At 71.1% G+C, this 15968-nt stretch carries 14 protein-coding genes; 7 read left to right on the top strand and 7 right to left on the bottom strand.

The window, feature by feature from the left end; translation table 11 throughout:
- Positions 1-15: 15 nt before the first annotated feature.
- Together MLJ35_RS09675 and MLJ35_RS09680 are read right to left on the bottom strand one after the other, a co-directional pair.
- Positions 16-1488, bottom strand: a complete 1473-nt coding sequence (locus MLJ35_RS09675) for an aminotransferase-like domain-containing protein (protein WP_243384182.1) — start codon at positions 1486-1488, stop codon at positions 16-18.
- A 44-nt stretch (positions 1489-1532) separates the two neighbouring features.
- The gene (locus tag MLJ35_RS09680) at positions 1533-1676 is read right to left on the bottom strand and encodes a hypothetical protein (RefSeq protein WP_243384183.1); all 144 of its coding nucleotides are present in this window, start codon (positions 1674-1676) and stop codon (positions 1533-1535) included.
- Positions 1677-1872: 196 nt separating this feature from the next.
- Between MLJ35_RS09680 and MLJ35_RS09685 the strand changes: the two genes are divergently transcribed.
- Positions 1873-2931 carry a hypothetical protein gene (locus MLJ35_RS09685; protein WP_243384184.1) on the top strand — a complete coding sequence of 353 codons (1059 nt, stop codon included), beginning with the start codon at positions 1873-1875 and terminating at the stop codon, positions 2929-2931.
- Positions 2932-3167: 236 nt separating this feature from the next.
- On the opposite strand, the gene MLJ35_RS09690 is transcribed toward MLJ35_RS09685, so the two are convergent.
- Positions 3168-3920, bottom strand: a complete 753-nt coding sequence (locus MLJ35_RS09690; protein ID WP_243384185.1) for a cupredoxin domain-containing protein — start codon at positions 3918-3920, stop codon at positions 3168-3170.
- Positions 3921-3974: 54 nt separating this feature from the next.
- On the opposite strand from MLJ35_RS09690, the gene MLJ35_RS09695 reads away from it, so the two are divergent.
- A complete protein-coding gene (locus MLJ35_RS09695) occupies positions 3975-6110 on the top strand; it encodes a serine/threonine-protein kinase (protein WP_243384186.1) in 2136 nt (711 codons plus the stop codon).
- Between the two features lie 7 nt (positions 6111-6117).
- Here the strand turns inward: MLJ35_RS09695 and MLJ35_RS09700 are convergent, their stop codons facing one another.
- Positions 6118-6885, bottom strand: a complete 768-nt coding sequence (locus MLJ35_RS09700; RefSeq protein ID WP_243384187.1) for an alpha/beta fold hydrolase — start codon at positions 6883-6885, stop codon at positions 6118-6120.
- A 39-nt stretch (positions 6886-6924) separates the two neighbouring features.
- Here MLJ35_RS09700 and tsaA point away from each other — a divergent pair, with 39 nt between their 5' ends.
- Genes tsaA through MLJ35_RS09715 form a run of 3 tightly spaced genes read left to right on the top strand, consistent with a single transcriptional unit; the run spans position 6925 to position 8846 of the window.
- Positions 6925-7449, top strand: a complete 525-nt coding sequence (gene tsaA / locus MLJ35_RS09705; RefSeq protein WP_275976496.1) for a tRNA (N6-threonylcarbamoyladenosine(37)-N6)-methyltransferase TrmO — start codon at positions 6925-6927, stop codon at positions 7447-7449.
- Positions 7450-7504: 55 nt separating this feature from the next.
- Positions 7505-8068, top strand: coding sequence for a hypothetical protein (locus MLJ35_RS09710; protein ID WP_243384189.1), 564 nt, complete (start codon positions 7505-7507; stop codon positions 8066-8068).
- Between the two features lie 4 nt (positions 8069-8072).
- Positions 8073-8846 (top strand): class I SAM-dependent methyltransferase, encoded by a 774-nt coding sequence (locus MLJ35_RS09715; RefSeq protein ID WP_243384190.1) that lies wholly within the window; start codon positions 8073-8075, stop codon positions 8844-8846.
- On the opposite strand, the gene trhA is transcribed toward MLJ35_RS09715, so the two are convergent.
- Positions 8833-9591: a PAQR family membrane homeostasis protein TrhA gene (trhA, locus tag MLJ35_RS09720; protein ID WP_243384191.1), complete on the bottom strand. Its 759-nt coding sequence runs from the start codon at positions 9589-9591 to the stop codon at positions 8833-8835. The two genes, MLJ35_RS09715 and trhA, sit on opposite strands and share 14 nt — an antisense overlap.
- Before the next feature lie 45 nt (positions 9592-9636).
- On the opposite strand from trhA, the gene ggt reads away from it, so the two are divergent.
- Positions 9637-11313 carry a gamma-glutamyltransferase gene (gene ggt, locus MLJ35_RS09725; RefSeq protein WP_243384192.1) on the top strand — a complete coding sequence of 559 codons (1677 nt, stop codon included), beginning with the start codon at positions 9637-9639 and terminating at the stop codon, positions 11311-11313.
- A 24-nt stretch (positions 11314-11337) separates the two neighbouring features.
- Here the strand turns inward: ggt and MLJ35_RS09730 are convergent, their stop codons facing one another.
- A complete protein-coding gene (locus MLJ35_RS09730; protein ID WP_243384193.1) occupies positions 11338-12342 on the bottom strand; it encodes a helix-turn-helix transcriptional regulator in 1005 nt (334 codons plus the stop codon).
- A gap of 633 nt (positions 12343-12975) precedes the next feature.
- Here MLJ35_RS09730 and MLJ35_RS09735 point away from each other — a divergent pair.
- Positions 12976-13467: a hypothetical protein gene (locus tag MLJ35_RS09735; protein WP_243384194.1), complete on the top strand. Its 492-nt coding sequence runs from the start codon at positions 12976-12978 to the stop codon at positions 13465-13467.
- Between the two features lie 118 nt (positions 13468-13585).
- Here MLJ35_RS09735 and MLJ35_RS09740 read toward each other — a convergent pair whose 3' ends face one another.
- Positions 13586-15949 (bottom strand): prolyl oligopeptidase family serine peptidase, encoded by a 2364-nt coding sequence (locus MLJ35_RS09740; RefSeq protein ID WP_243384195.1) that lies wholly within the window; start codon positions 15947-15949, stop codon positions 13586-13588.
- Positions 15950-15968 lie beyond the last annotated feature (19 nt).

The following is a 15968-nucleotide window of genomic DNA, read 5'->3' on the forward strand; positions in this document are numbered from 1 at the left end:
CAGCCATGGTAGCCGTCAGCTGCCTCTGACCTCGGCCAGGGCCAGAGCCATGCGGCGGCAGGCCTCGTTCTGCTCGTCCAGGTCGTGGGCGGCGAACCCCAGGCTCAGGTAGGGCACGGGCTGGCGGTGGAGGTCGTACAGGCTCCCCGGGTAGACCACCACGCCGTGGGCCAGGCAGCGCTCGGTCCAGGCCTCGAGGGGCACGCCCTCGGCCACGCGGACCCACAGGGAGAGCCCCTCCCGCGGGTTCTTCACGGAGATGGCGGGGTGGAGGTGGAGCAGCAGGCGGTCCACCATGGTCTCCCGCCGCTCGTCCGTGAGCTTCCGCACGCGCCGCAGGTGCCGCACGATCTCGCCGTCCCGCAGGGTTTCCTCGATGGTGGCCTCCTGCACGAGGTTGCCGGGCCAGTCCACCAGCTGGCGCTGCTGGGCCAGCGTCTTGATGAGGCCAGCCTCGCCCGCCAGGAAGCCCACCTGCATGCCCGGCGCGAGGATCTGCTCGAAGCTGCTGAAGTAGAGCACGCGGCCCTTGGGATCCTCGCTGGCGAGCGGGAGGCGCGGATTGCGCTCCCGGTGGAAGCCCAGGGCCGGGTCGCCTTCCAGGATGCGGAAGCCGTGGGCCTCCGAGAGCTGGAGCAGCCGCTGGCGCCGAGCCGGATCCAGGCTCACCTGGGTGGGCTGCTGGGGCGCCGTGGTGAGGTAGAGGAGGCGGATGGGCTCCCGGCGCAGGAGGTGCTCGAGGGCCTCCACGTCCAGGCCGTGGGCGTCCACGGGGACGGCGAAGAGCCGGGCGCCGGCGGCCCGGAAGGCCTCGGCCACGCGGAACTGCCCGGGGTTCTCCACGGCCACCGCGTCCCCAGGCCCGAAGAGCACCCGCGACACCAGGTTGAGGGTGCTCATCAGGCCGCGGGTGAGCAGGAGGTTGCCCGCCTCCACCGAGAGGCCGCGCAGGTCACGCAGCATCTTGCAGAGCGAGTTCCGCAGGTCCAGCAGGCCGCGCGGATCCCAGCCCGGCTGGAGCAGGCGCTCCGGATGCAGCCGCAGCACGCGGCCGTAGGCCCGGTGGATGGCCTCCGTGGGCGTGAGCCGCAGGTCCGTGGTGTCCGGCAGGAGCTGGAAGGACTCGGGCGCGGGCATGCCGGGCTGGAAGAAGGGGCCCTCCCGGGGCGTGGTCCGCTTCCAGGAGGCCGAGTCCTGGGCGGCGATGCCCGCGGGGGCGTCGAGGACCACAGGCTGGTTCCGGGCGATGAAGGTGCCGCGATCCGGAGAGGCCTCGATCCAGCCCTCGGCCTCGAGCTCGCGGTAGGCGGCCAGCGTGGTGTTGCGGTTCACGCCCAGGAGATCGGCCATGGCCCGGGTCCCCGGGAGGGCGTCCCCGGGCTTGAAGCGCCCGTGGCGGATGCCCTCCTCGATGGCCTTCACCAGTTGCAGGTACAGAGGCTCGGCATTGGATCGGTCCAGCGCGATGGCGAGGTCCCAATTGCCCATCCGACTCCCTGTCACGACCAGCATCCGGTTCGGAAATGCCCCCGTCAAGGTCGGTAGCCGCATGGGCCGCCGCCCTCGCCGCCCCCGACGCAGGGCGCCAGGCCAAGCAGGACCGCGCCGAGGAGGCCGGTGGAGAGGGGACGCCACGTGGGGTCGGCCGGCTGCGTGTGCGCCGGGTACATGAGCATGGGTGCCTCCGTTGGCGGGCAGGTCCCTGAGTCGGGGCCCAGGGTGGAATGGGTCCAGCGTGGGACGTGGGGAGATTTCCTCCAGATCCGGTCCGGAGATGAGAGGCCCTCCGGTTCCGCGGGGAAGACATCAGGGAAGAGATGCCTGAGATGACGGTGGTGGGCTACCATCGCCGGAAACTCCCCCTGGAGGCCGATGACGCTTCTCCGCTGGACCCTCCCCCTGGTGGCCGCGGCTCTGGCCGGCCAGGAGGCCGCGCCCTTCGTCCCGGAGGCTGCCAACCCCTGGGTGCCCGCCTGGGAACTGACGCTCCGGGGGGACCGGCTCTCGGCCCCGGGGGCGCCGGAGGAGGCCTTCCGCCGTCTGGATGGGCAGCTTCGCCTCCGCTGGGCCTGGGAGTCCGGCCTGCTGCGCCTCGAGGCCGGCACGCGATCCGCCGTGGGATCTGATGGCAACCGCTTGAACGCGGCCCGTTGGGATCAGCAGCCTTCCAACGGAACCCAGGCGGACGTGGCGCGGGGGATCGCGTCGTGGGTCTCCGAGCGGGCCTTCGGCTCCCTGAGCCTGGGGCTCCAGGGCAGCGGCCTCCTGGCCCCGCAGGCGCTGTGGGATCCGGACCTCCGCTTCCTGGGCGTCGGCGGGCGGGTCGGGCTGCGCGGCGCCGGGGGCATGCTCGAGGAGGCGGGTCTCCGCGTGGCGGCAGGCCGGGTCCGGGACGTCCTGGGCGGACGCGTGGACCTCGCCGCCGGACAGCTGGTCTTCCGGATCGACACCGGGCCCTGGTCCTGGACGGCCCACGCCGGGCGCTGGGACCTGGCCTGGGATCCCGGCGACGAGCGGCTCCGCCGGCTGCCGGGCCATGATCCCGCGGCCCGCCAGCGGCTGGTGGTGGACGCGGCCGGGGTCTCGGGCACCTGGCACGCGATCCTCCCCGTGGAAGCCGGATGGTCCGGCATCCGGAACCGCGAGACCGGCGAGACGTCGGAGGAGGCCCAGGTCGCCCTGGGCAGCCGCGAGCGGGCCTACTGGCCCCAGCTCACCCTCACCTGGCAGCGGCTGTCCTCCACGGGCACCCTCTATCCCGTGAACGGCGACGAGTGGTGGTACTACCGGCGGGTGCGGGGGCCCCGCGCCGACCTGTCCCTGCCGCTGCCCCGCCGCTGGATCGCCTCGCTGGTGGTGCTCCGGCAGCGGACGGACGGTGCGGATGAGTCCGTCACCCGGACGATGCTGGTGGTGCAGAAGCGGTTCTGATGCCAAGGTGCGTTCAGTTCGACAGGAAGCTTAAAAGCCGACGCGAAGGCCGATCCCAGCGCTTCAGCTCAGGACATCCGGGCCGCCGCCTGCAAAAGGATGTCCGGGATGGGTCGGGGCCCCTTTGCGCCCTTCGCACGCCCGGAGGGCGTTTTCGCGCCATTCGCGTTCTTCTTTTGCGGCTGAAGTCCGCCGTTCATCAGGTGATCTTTTTCTTCGAACGCAAAACCGCATGATCAGTAGGCCCGGTCGTCCGCCAGGGGCGGGTAGTCCTGCCCGAACTTGTTCTTGTGGGGTTCCAGGGCGGGCAGGGACAGGTCCAGGTCCCAGCTTCCATGGGTGACCTCGGCGCCAATCCGCACGGTCCAGGCCTTCTCGCCGGATTCGGGATGCCAGAGGCGCAGCCGGTAGGTGCCCGGGGGAACCCGGTCGAAGGCCACCCCGGCGCGGCCGTCCAGCACCTGGGCGAAGGGCGTCGTCACCACCCAGAGGAAGGCGTTCATCTGGTGGTGGACGTTGCAGTAGAGCTTCACGAGGCCTGGCCGGGCCACTGTCACCTTCGGCGCGTCCCCGGGCCGGTACTGGCCCGTGTCGAAGCGGTTGCCCTGGGTGACGCTGAACACGTTGTGGAGGATGTGGTCGAGGTTGGGGAAGGTCACCTCGGTGCCGGGCGTGGCCAGGGAGACCCGCGGCTGGAACTGCTTGCCCAGGGTGCGGATGGCCACGGGCCTCGAGGGTCCGGGCGGTGGCACCGGCGCGTCGACGGGCTCCAGGATGGCCACGCAGTCCTTCAGGGAGGCTCGGATCCGGCCGTCCTTCTCGTGCAGCCGCACGGGGCCTTCAAGTCCGCCCGCCTGCAGGGGAACGGCCAGCGCCAGGGCCAGCGCCAGGGCCAGCGCCAGGGCCGGAGCCAGGGCCAGGACCGGAGCCAGGGCCAGGACCGGAGCCAGGGCCAGGGTCGGCTGGCCGTTCACGGGGACTCGAATCATGCTGGGCATCCGGGGTAGATTCGAGCCAGTATAGCCACCGACCAAGGAAGGCCGATGCCGCAGCCCATGAGCTGGTACCGAACGCTGGCGTGGACCTTCTTCCTCCGGCAGGCGGCGGCCATCGCCGCCCTCATCGCGCTCATCCTCTGGGTGGCCTACAGCGAGGCGGAGCGCGGCGCCCGGGCCACGGCGGCCGCGAGCCTCTCCGCCGGGCGGTACGTCGTGGAGCGCGCCTTCGAGCAGCAGGGACGCTCTCTGGACGCGGGCCTGGAGGTCTTCACCGAATACTCGGGCAACCTCGCCCTCGTGGAGCAGGCGCTGGAATCCGGGGCCTCCGCGAGCCTGGCGGACACGCTGGCGGACAACCTCCCGCGCCTCGGGGCCGACCTCGCCTTGGTGGTGAAGCCGGACGGCACCCTGCTGTCCACCACCGGGCCCGGCGGGCGCACGGATTTCCCCGAGGCGGGGATCCTGCAGATGGCCCTGGCCCCCGAGGAGGCCGAGACGGCCGGCCATCCCGGCCCCTCCTATCGGGGCTTCCTGCGCGTGGACTGGGGGAACCGCCCCGGGGTCTACCACGCGGTGGCCCGGCCGCTGCGATCCCCCGGGGGGCGCGCGCTCGGGGCCATGCTCGTGGGCGTGCGGGTGGATGACCGGATCGCCCTGGACCTGCGTCGCATGGCCGTGGCCGGGCCCCAGCGGGGCGATCCCGCGCCCCACCTGGTTCTGCTCAGCCGCTTCCAGACCCTGGGCGCCACCCTCCCGGGTTCCGGCGAGCTCGACCGCCTCCTGGCCCGGGAGCCGTCCCTCCTGGCGGTGCGGGCCCGGGTCCTGGATGGCCAGGGCTCCGGCGTGCTGCCCTTCCGCGTGGGCGGGCTGAACTACCTGGGGCTGGTCTCCCCCATCCGGGGCGTGAACGCGCTCGACCTGGAGATGGCAGATGTCCTGCTGATGCCCGTGGATCCCCTGCTGGCGCCGTTCCGCAACCTCCAGCGGGCCATCCTCGCCGCCGGGGCCGTGGGGCTCCTCGTGACCCTGGGCCTCAGCCTGCGCTCGGCCCGGAAGGTGACGGCCCCGCTGAAGGAGCTCGCCACGGCCACGGAGGCCTTGGCGGCCGGGGAGCATCCCGGCCCCCTGGCCCTGATGCCCAGCCCCGACGAGGTGGGCGTGCTGACCCGCACCTTCAAGTCGATGGTGGCGGAGCTGAAGGCCAAGGATGAGCTCCTGGCCCTGCTGGCCGCGACCCGGCGGCCGTCCGCGTCTTCCCCGCCGGTCCGCGATGACGAGGCGACCCTGCGCCTGGCACCGCCCGCGGCCATGCCGGCGGACGAGCCGCTGCCCGGCCCCCTCCGGATCGGGGAGACCTTCGCCGGCCGCTACCGGGTGGAACGGCTGCTGGGCCGGGGCGGGATGGGGGTGGTCCTCCAGGTGCGCGACCTGCAGCTCGACGAGGAGGTGGCCCTGAAGGTGGTCCGGCCGGCCCTGGCCTCGGTTCCGGCCTTTCTCGACCGGCTCAAGCAGGAGATCCGCCTGGCCCGGCGGATCTCCCACCGCTACGTGCTCCGCATCCACGACTTCGGCGAGAGCGAGGGCATCCCCTTCGTGACGATGGAATACCTGCGCGGCACCACCCTTCGGGAGCTGCTGGAAGGGCGGGGGCGGCTCCCCCTGCCGCTGGCCCTGCGGATCACCCGCCAAGTCGCCGAGGGCCTGGAGGCGGCCCACCTCGTGGGCGTGGTCCACCGGGACATCAAGCCGGCGAACGTGCTGTTCGACACCCGGGGCGACGCCAAGATCATGGACTTCGGCCTCGCCGCGCCGGCCACCACCCCGGCCCCCGGGGATTCGGGGAACCTCATCGGATCGCCGCGGTACATGTCCCCCGAGCAGATCCGCGGCGGGGTCGTGGACGCCCGGACCGACCTGTACGCGCTGGGAGTCATGCTCTTCGAGCTGTGCGCCGGGAGCGCGCCCTTCGACACCCCCCGCATCGAGGATCTGCTGGCCCTGCACCTGGACGCGCCGCCACCCTCCCTGGGCGAGGCCGTCCCGGACCTCCCCCCCGACCTGGGTCTCCTGGTGGCCCGGCTCATGGCGAAGCGCCCGGAGGACCGGCCCCAGTCCGCCGCCGAGGTGGTGGAGATCCTGAAGGCGCTGGCCGCCCACGGGGGCGCCACGTCCCGGCTGTGACCCGCGCTCAGCGCCGGGGCAGCCCGCCGACGAAGTCCGCCAGCGCCGCGAGCACCTGCGCCTCCTGATCCTGGTGAGGGGCATGCCCGCATCGGGGCAGCTTGAGCAGCCGCGTCCCCGGCACCTGTTCGGCGATGACGTCGATCTGCCGGAGGGTGGCGTAGGCGTCGTCTTCGCCCTGGATGGCCAGGACTGGACAGCGGATGGTGCGCAGGCAGGCCTCGATGTTCCAGTCGCGGAAGGCCGCCGACAGCCAGGTGTCGTTCCACTCGTGGAACACCCGGGCCGCGTCCGCGTGGTGGCGGGACAGCTTCCGGGGCCAGTGCGTGGCGGTCCAGGCCTTTCGGGCTCTCCGCAGGCCCGCCAGGGTCTCCTCCTCGACGAATTCGTGGGGGGCCAGGACGGCCACGCCCACAGGCGCCTCCGGAAAGACGCTGGCGAAGAGCAGCGCGATGCTGCCGCCGTCGCTGTGGCCGACGAGCACCGGGTGTTCGATGCCCAGAGCCGCGAGGAAGGCGGGCAGGGCCTCCTCCGCCTCGCGGTGCAGGTAGCGGGGCGTGCGCGGCTCCAGGTAGGGGTCGGAGCTGCCGTAGCCCGCGCGGGATCCCGCCACCACCCGGCATCCCGTGGCCTCGGCCAGCTTCCCGGGGAAGTCCTGCCACAGGGCCGCGCAGCCGAGGCCTTCGTGCAGCAGCACCAGGTCCGGCTGGCCCGGCCGGGCGGCGGGGATCTCGCGGTATTCGATCCGCCGACCGTCGAGGGTGAGGTGTCGCATCGGCTCCAGGGTAGCGGCCGGCGGCGCTACCCTTCCAGCATGGATGCCCCCGCCTTCACCTTCCGCCCCATCGGAATCCTGCGCTCACCCTACGCGAAGCGCATCGACGCGCCCCACCAGCCCACGGTGGTCGAGGGCACGGAGACGGGCCGGGCCGAGGAGGCCACGCTGGAGCTGGACCCCTCGCTGCCGGAGGCGGTGCTGCGGGACCTGGAAGGCTTCGAGCGCGTGTGGCTGATCTTCGCGTTCCACCTCAGCGAGGGCTGGGCGCCGCTGGTGCAGCCGCCCCGGGGCCCCCGGGCCAAGCGCGGCGTGCTGGCCACCCGCTCGCCCCACCGGCCCAACCCCATCGGCCTCTCCTGCGTGGAGCTGGTGGCCGTGGAGGGCCGCACCCTGCGCCTGCGGGGCGTGGACCTGCTGGACGGCACGCCGGTGCTGGATCTGAAGCCCTACGTGCCCTACGCCGACGCCTTTCCGGAGGCCCGCGCCGGGTGGATCGATGCGGTGGACGCGGCCACGGGTCGTCGCTCCGCCCCTGGACCGAGGAAACCCCGGCGAGCTTGACGGGCCGGTCCACACATTCCACCCTACTGGCACCCAACCCTCAAGGAGCCGCTCCATGGTCCCGATCTCCCATCTCTGGCTGCCCATCGTGCTGTCGGCTGTCGTCGTCTTTGTCGCCAGCAGCCTCATCCACATGGTTCTGAAGTGGCACAACTCGGACTACCGCGCCCTGTCCAACGAGGACGAGGTCCGCGCCGCCATCCGCAAGGGATCCCCGAACCCCGGCCAGTACGTGATGCCCCGCTGCAACGACATGAAGGAGATGGGGACGCCCGAAGTCCAGCAGAAGTACAAGGAAGGTCCTGTGGGCTTCCTGGTGCTGGGCCCCAACGGCGCGCCGAACATGGGCAAGGCCCTAACGCTCTGGTTCCTCTATGCCGCGGCCGTGGCCTTCATGGCCGCCTACGTGGCGGGACACACCTTGGATGCCGGGGCCCACTACCTCAAGGTATTCCGCATCGTGGGCACGGTGTCGTTCCTCACCTACGTGGGCGGCAGCGTGCAGATGGGCATCTGGATGGGCAAGCCCTGGGGCAGCGTGCTCAAGGACGTCCTGGACGGCCTCATCTACGGCCTGCTGAGCGCCGGGGTCTTCGGCTGGCTCTGGCCGAAGATCTGACGCCGTGGAGCCCAAGCCCGACCGCTATGGCCGCATCGCCTACCGGAGCCTCATCGATTGGCCCCAGCGCCTGAAGCGCGAGGCGCCCCTCCTCCAGCGCGTGCTGGCCGGGGCGCCTTCGCCGCGGGTGCTGGACCTGGGCTGCGGCACGGGCGAGCATGCCCGCCTGCTGGCCTCGCTGGGCTTCGAGCCCACAGGCGTGGACGCTTCGCCGGCCCAGGTCGCGGCGGCCCGCGAGGCCGATCCGCAGGGCCACTACGTCCAGGGCAGCCTCACGGATCTGGCGGGTCTGGTGGAAGCGGGGCAGGGCGGGGCCCTCTGCGTGGGCAACACCCTGCCCCACCTCACGGAGGAGGCGGACCTGCGCCGCTGCTTCGAGGGGCTGGCGTCGCGGCTGCTGCCGGGCGGACGCTTCCTGCTCCAGACCCTGAACTACGACCGCATTCTGGATCGCGGCGAGCGCGCCCTGCCCGCAGTGGTCCTGCCCGGAGAGGACGGCGCGGAGACGGTCTTCCTGCGCCTGATGACCGCCCGGGCCGGCGGTCGCCTGACCTTCACGCCCGTGCGCCTGCGCTGGCGCCCCGGCGCCCAGCCGCCCGTGGAGGTGGTGTCCGCCGAGGAGGTCCAGCTGCGCGCCTGGCGCCGGGCCGAGGTGGAGGCCCTGCTCGCCGCCGCGGGCTTCGAGGTGCGCGAGGCCCTCGGCACCATGACGGGCGAGCCCTGGAGCCCGGCCTCGTCCGACCTGGTGATCGTGGCGGAGCGGCTCAGCCAGGGATGACGTGGAAGAGCACCGCGAACACGTGGCAGGCGCTTCCCGCCACCACGAAGAGGTGCCAGAGCGCGTGGTGGTAGGGCAGCTTCTTCAGGCTGTAGATGGCCGCGCCCACGCTGTAGAAGACCCCGCCGCCGAAGAGCCAGTAGAGGCCGTGGGTGGACAGCGAGCGGCCCAGGGGCGCCGCGGCGATGACGATGATCCAGCCCATGAGCAGGTAGATGCCCGTGGAGATCCAGCCCATGCGCCTCACGAAGGCGGGATCCACGGACGTGTCCGGCAGCGCGTGCAGGTGGTCGATGGGGGTGGGGCGCAGGGCCACCTTGGCGATGCGGCCGTAGAAGACGCCCTTGAAGGTGATGCCCGCCACGGCGAGGGCCCACACCAGGCCGAAGACGGTCCAGCCCCAGCCCGGGCTGACGCGGCCCAAGGCCGAGAGGCAGAAGGGCGTGTAGGTGCCGGCGATGAGCAGGAAGATGGCCGAGTGGTCGAAGACCTTGAACACCAGCTTCACGCGGGGGCCGCGGAAGGCGTGGTAGAGGGTGCTCATGAGGTAGAGCAGGATGAGGGTCGAGCCGAAGATGGCCGCGCCCACCACGTCCCGCGCCGTGCCGTGGAGGGCCGCCTCCACCACCATGAGCACGAGGCCCGCGATGGCCAGGGCCGCGCCCAGCCCGTGGGTGAGGCTGTTGGCCAGCTCCTCGCTGGAGGTCTGCGGCGTCGAGCCGGGAATGACGGCGCTTCGGGACATGCCCCAAGGATGACAGACTCGAGGCATTCCCCGCTCGGAGCACCCGTGCCCTTTCGCCCGTTTCTGGCCCTCGTCCTCGCCCTGACCCTCGGGCCGACCCTCGCCCTGCCATTGGGGGCCCAGCCCCCCGGCGGCGTGGTGGTGAGCCAGGAGCGCCTGGCCTCCGAGGCCGGCGCCCAGGTGCTACGCGAGGGGGGCAGCGCCGTGGATGCGGCCGTGGCCACGGCCTTCGCCCTGGCCGTCGTCCATCCCGCCGCCGGCAACCTGGGCGGGGGCGGCTTCCTGCTGTCGAGGCCTACCCGGGGTCAGGCCTCGTTCATCGATTTCCGCGAGTCGGCGCCGGCCTCCGCCCACCCCCGCATGTGGCTCAAGGCGGACGGCGCCTACGACGAGGCGAGGCATCACGAGAGCCTGGCCAGCGTCGGCGTGCCGGGCACGGTGGCGGGACTGCGCGAGGCCTGGAGGCGGGAAGGGCGGCTGCCCTGGGCCCGCCTGGTGGCGCCCGCCGTCCGGCTCGCCCGCGAGGGCTTCGCGCTGTCGGAGAACCAGGCCGCCAGTCTCGCAGAGCAGCTGCCCGCCTTCGCCCGCCATGCGCCGACCCTGGCCCAGTTCAGCCGCGAGGGGAAGCCGCTTCGCGCGGGTGACCGCCTGGTGCAGCGGGACCTGGCCCGCACCCTGCAAAGGCTGGCGAAGGACTGGACCGACTTCTACCGCGGCCGGACCGCGGCCCTGATCGTCCGCGACATGGCGGCGAACGGCGGTCCCATCACCGCCCAGGACCTGCGTGGCTACCGTCCGGTGCGGCGCGAACCCCTGCGCGGGACCTACCGGGGGTTCGAGCTGCTGGCCGCGCCGCCCCCCAGCTCCGGCGGCCAGGTGCTGATCGAGTCCTTGAACATCCTTGAGGGCTTCGATTTGAAGGCCGCCGGTTCCGGATCCCCCGCGGCAGTCCACCTGGGGGCGGAAGCCCTGCGGCGGGCCTTCGCCGACCGGGCGCAGTTCCTGGGCGATCCGGCCTCCGCTGGGGACATCCCCCTGGCGCGCCTGCTCTCGAAGGCCTACGCGGCCGAGCTGCGGGCCACGATCCGGCCCGACCGCGCCTCGGCCTCGGACCCCAGCCGGTTCACCTGGGAGCCGGACCGCCCGCACACCACCCACCTGTCTGTCCTCGACCGCGCGGGCAACGCCGTGAGCCTCACGTACACCCTGGAGGAGAGCTACGGCCTGAAGCGCATCGTGCCCGGCGCGGGATTCCTGCTGAACAACGAGCTGGGCGACTTCAACGCCGTGCCCGGCCTCACGGACGCCACGGGCCGCATCGGCACCGTACCGAACCTGGCCCGGCCCGGCCGGCGACCGCTCTCCAGCATGTGTCCCGTGATCCTGGTGAAGGGCGGTTCCGTGGTCATGGTGAGCGGCAGCCCCGGCGGCCGCACCATCCCCGCCACGGTGCTGAACACCGTGCTCAACGTGGTGGACTTCGGCATGGGCGCCCGCGCCGCCGTGGACGCCCCGCGCTTCCACCACCAGTGGCTGCCGGACCGCATCCAGGTGGAGGCCGACCTCCCCGCCGCCACCCGCGAGGCACTGAAGGCCATGGGCCACACGCTCAAGGAGGTGCCGAAGCAGGGCTGCGCCCAGGTGATCCTCGTCCGCGGCGGACAGGCCGAAGGCGCCGCCGACACCAAGCGCTGGTCCGACAGCGGCGTGGCATCCGAATAGGAGCCAAGCGCCGCACTTCTCCGGTCACAGGGCTGGTGCCGGGGAAGGGGTTCTGGAGGCTACGCCCCGTTCTTCTTCCAGTGTCAGTTTCTGAACCAGCTGAACGAGTTCCACCCGATTACGGACTCCCGTCTTTTGGAAGATCCGGTAGTTGTGGTCTTTCACTGTTTTCAGGGAAATGAAGAGCGCATCTGCGATCTCCTGGTTGGTGAGGCCCTGACACACCAGCTGGATGACCTCTTCCTCTCGCTTGGAGATCCCGTAGGCCTCGACGAGGGGAACTCCCGTGAACCTGGCCGGCAGGAGGGGGGCACCGGGCGGTGCCTGGGCTTGGAGGGTCCTGTCGAAGAGGTGGATCCAGAGCACGGTCACTAGGTTGTACATCATCCCGAGGCTGACGGTGATGGTGACATAGAGGTGCGGATGGATCGTGGCGGAGAAACGGTACCATCCGATGAACAGGGTCAGCGCCACGAAGACCAAGGAGTAGGCCGCTCCGAGAATCCGGAGGTGCCGCCAGGAAGTCCCCGTCTGGATCGGATGGGTGCCGAAGAAAAACCACAGGCTGACTAGCGCCATGCCCAGAAAGGTCAGCGAAACGAGCGTGCGGATGAGCAGCCTGATCAGGGCCTCCTGGTGCAGGGCATACAGGATCAGATTGAGCGCGACCATGCCCGCCGACAGCCATGCGGCGGCCTTCCAGGGCCGGCGCCGGGCGGTCTGGGGCTGGTTAGGCCGGGTGACGCCGAGCGTGAAGGCTAGGTAGGACACACCCAGGTGGATGGCCAGGATTATGGAGAGGCTGCTGAGTCCGAGGATGGCCAGCCGGCCGGCGGCGGGCGTGAGCCCCCCGAGCACGCTCGCCTCCATGAACCGGTAGAACATCCGCAGGAGAATCCACAGGTTGTAGAACAGCAGGGACGGGATGAGCTCCTCCGTCACGGGGGAGTAGTGACGGTGGGACCGCTGGGACAGGAAGGCCATGGTGGTGAACCCGGTGGCCAGGGCCAGCAAGAAGGTCAAGATCATGCTCGGAAACATAAGGTCAGGATAGCTCACCTGGGCGTGGCTTCCGCTTGGGCGTGATGGCCCACGGACCGACTTAAGTCCGGATTTCCGGAATCAGGACTTTCGGTGGATGGAATCGGGTGCGAACAGCTCCACCTTTCGGGGGCACCACCTTCCTTCCCATCCCAGTGGAGGCTCTCCGTGACGGCCCAAAAACTCCTACCTTCATTCCTCCTGTCGCGGGTGGGGGGCCTTGCGTTGGGGCTTTCGGCCCTTGGCCCTGCCCTTGGCTTGGGGTGGGTCTCGGCCCAAGACCTGAGCCGTCCAGAGCGGCCGGTGCCTCCTGCTCTCAGGGAGCAAATCCCGTCACGGGACCAGCCAGCAGCTCCGGCGAGGCAGCCTCACGTGGATCGGCCGCATCCCACTCCAGCACGTTCCATGGAGCGGGCAATGGCACCGTCGCCTTCCGAGCGACCCGCTCCAGGAGAAGGGCGGAGGCTTGGGAAGCAGCAGGATGATCCAGGCAAACCCCAATCCCAGGTTGCGCCCGGGAAAGGGGAGCTGGATCCGGCCGCGAAAATCATCGTCGAGCCGAGGGCCCTTCCGCGCTGCCAAGTCCAACCCACGCCGGAATTGTGGCGGAAACGGGATCTCATGGCGGAAATCCAGGCCATGGCCCGGCGCGGATTCATTGCGATTCACCCGGTGGAAGGAGCCATCAACGAGCTCAGCGGCCTCTGCAAATTTCCGGCCGGGTGGACCGCGTACGGGTTCCGGGTGCCAGCCGGTGAAAAGATCCACATCAGGCTTCGCCATCCCAATGAAGGGTGGTTCCGCCTGATCATGGTCAACAAGTGGGGTGGTCTGGAACAGGGGATGCTCCAGAACCTCATTCCAACCGGCAATCCGGAAGTGACCTTCACCAATCCCACCCGGGAGACCCAGAACGTACACGTCATCGTCGACGACCCGGGCTGGATGTCCAGCAAGGCGAATCCGTTCACGCTGAAGATCACCCGCAGCTGGGATCCGGGCAAGCATCCGATGGACGGTACGCCCATCGTCACGGGGATCTGGGCTGAGAAGTCTAAGGCACCCAAGGGCAGCCCTGCCTCCGCGGAAAACCCAGAACCATCCAAGGGGTGAACCCTGGGATAGGTGGAGAAGGACGCACCCACCGTCCGGCCTCTACCGGAAAGCCAGAAAGCCCAGAACCCTGGCTGAGGGCCGGGGTTCTGGGCTGGATGCTGCTCCGGGATGGGTCCTACTTCAGGTGCTTGTCGAACCAGTGGAGCATCTCCCAGAGGGTGTGCTCGACGGACTCGCGGGCGATGTAGCCGTGGCTCTCAAGGGGGAGGGTGACGTAGCGGGCGGTCTGGCCGTTGCCCTTCAGGGCGGCGTAGAGGCGCTCGCTCTGGATGGGGAAGGTGCCCTGGTTGTTGTCGGCCTCGCCATGGATGAGCAGGATCGGCGCGTTGAAGTGGTTGGCCGACAGGAAGGGCGACACCTTCAGGTACATGTCCGGCGCCTCCCACAGCGTGCGCCGCTCGCTCTGGAAGCCGAAGGGCGTCAGCGTGCGGTTGTAGGCGCCGCTGCGGGCGATGCCGGCCTTGAACAGATCCGAGTGCGCCAGCAGGTTGGCGGTCATGAAGGCGCCGTAGCTGTGGCCGCCCACGCCCACGCGCTTCCGGTCGATGACGCCCAGCTCGTCGGCCTTGTCGATGGCCGCCTTGGCGCTGGCCACGACCTGCTCCAGGTAGGTGTCGTTCACGGTCTTGGGATCGCCCACCACGGGCATGGTGGCGTTGTCCAGCACCACGTAGCCCGACAGCAGGAAGAAGAGGTGGGAGATGCCGCCGAGGGTGGTGAACCGGTTCGTGGAGCCGCTCACCTGGCCGGCGGTGCCGGCGTCCGTGAACTCCAGCGGGTAGGCCCAGACCACGGCGGGCCGCCGCTCGCCTTCCTGGTAGTCCGGCGGCAGGTACAGCGTGAAGCTGAGGGCCACGCCGTCGGGCCGGGTGTAGGTCACGAGCTTCTTCTGGATCTTCCGCAGCTCGGGCAGGGGGTCGGTGAAGGTGGTGAGGGCCGTCTTGCGGGCGTCCGGCGCCGAGGCGTGCAGGATGTAGTTCGGCGCCTCGGTGGGACTTTCGCGCCGCGTGATGAAGGTGCCGTCCCGCAGCAGCGCCACAGGGGCCTCGTAGACGCCGTCGCCGCAGCGGAAGAGGCGCTCGGTCTGGAGGGTGGCGGGATCGAAGCGGGCCAGGAAGGGGCGGTCGCCGGAGGGCGTGGCGCCGGATCCCGTGAGGAAGAGGTTTCCGGCCTCCTGGCGCAGGGCCGTGTGGCCGTTGGGCAGCAGGCGGGTCAGGAAGGTGCCCGGGGCCTTGTAGCGGTCGTTGGCGCTGAGGTCGAAGGCCAGGCGGGCCTCCGCGGGCTTCGCGGGATCCACCAGCCAGGTGCGGGTCCAGCGGCGGTCGCGCTCGTACTCGCGCACCACGGCCAGGCTGCCGCCTTCGCTCCAGTCGAGGCCCGCCATGCGGGCCCTGAGGCGGATCAGCTCCGTTGGCGCGTCCTTGAAGGGCGCGACCTGGGTCAGCACGCGGTCGCGGAACTCGGCCTTCTGCCGGGGGTCGCCGCCGTCCAGGGCCTCCACCCAGGCCAGGGTCGCCGGCTCCGTGGGCCGCCAGTGCAGGCGTCGCGGGCCCGTGCGCACGCCCTCGATGGGGATGCCTTCGGCCAGGGGCAGGTCCGCGGCCGTGTGGATGAGCTTGCCGGCGCGATCCCAGACCTCCTGGCGGACGGGGAACTGGAAGGCCGGCACCAGGAAGGAGAAGGGGCGCTGGAGGCGCGCCACCAGGAGCAGCTTCCCGTCGGGGGAGGGCTGGAGGTCGGCGTAGAGCCCCGGCCGGCCGAGGGGCTTCAGCGCCCCTGTGGCGGGCTCCACGCGCACCACCTGGGCCTGGCCCAGGAACTCGAACAGGCGTTCGTCGAAGGCGTCCTTGAGCAGGTCCTGGTACGTGGGCGCGGGGGCGGCCTTGCCTTCGGTCTCCTGGATGCGGGGGCCGATGGGCACCTCGGGCGCTTTGGGGGCCGCTCCCTGGCCCGGGGGCACGGCCTTGGCGATGAGGCTGCCGTCCGGCAGCCAGTCGAAGGAATCCCCCAGCACGGCGTTGAGCTTCAGGCCCGGCACGCGGCGGAGCTTCCCGGTGGCGGCCTCCCCGATCCACAGCTCCGTGGCCCCGGCGGCGGTCCCCGTCAGCGCGAACCGGGCGCCGTCCGGGGACCAGCGGGGCTGGCCCAGGGCCACGTCAGGCGGCAGCGCGAGGGGCTGGGCGGCACCGCCCTTCACATTCTGGAGGGCCAGGGCCTTCAGCCGAGGCGGGTTGTGGGGGCCGCGGGTCCGGGGGTTCAGCCGCAGGCCCGCCAGCCGGGCCATGGGCTGGGCCAGAGCCCTGATCGGCGGATGGCGCTCGAACTCCGCCAGCAGGAAGCGGTCGCCCGTGGGGCTGGCCAGCAGGGAGGGGGTGCCCGGCGCGTCCAGCACCCGCTCGATGGCCTTGGGCGCCTTCTGGTAGGGCGTGGGCTGGGCGGTGAGCGCCAGGCACAGGAAGGGAGCGAAGGCGCGCCGCATGGAAACTCCGGGAGGATGT

This window comes from Geothrix alkalitolerans, from assembly GCF_022808885.1.
Taxonomy (GTDB): domain Bacteria; phylum Acidobacteriota; class Holophagae; order Holophagales; family Holophagaceae; genus Geothrix; species Geothrix alkalitolerans.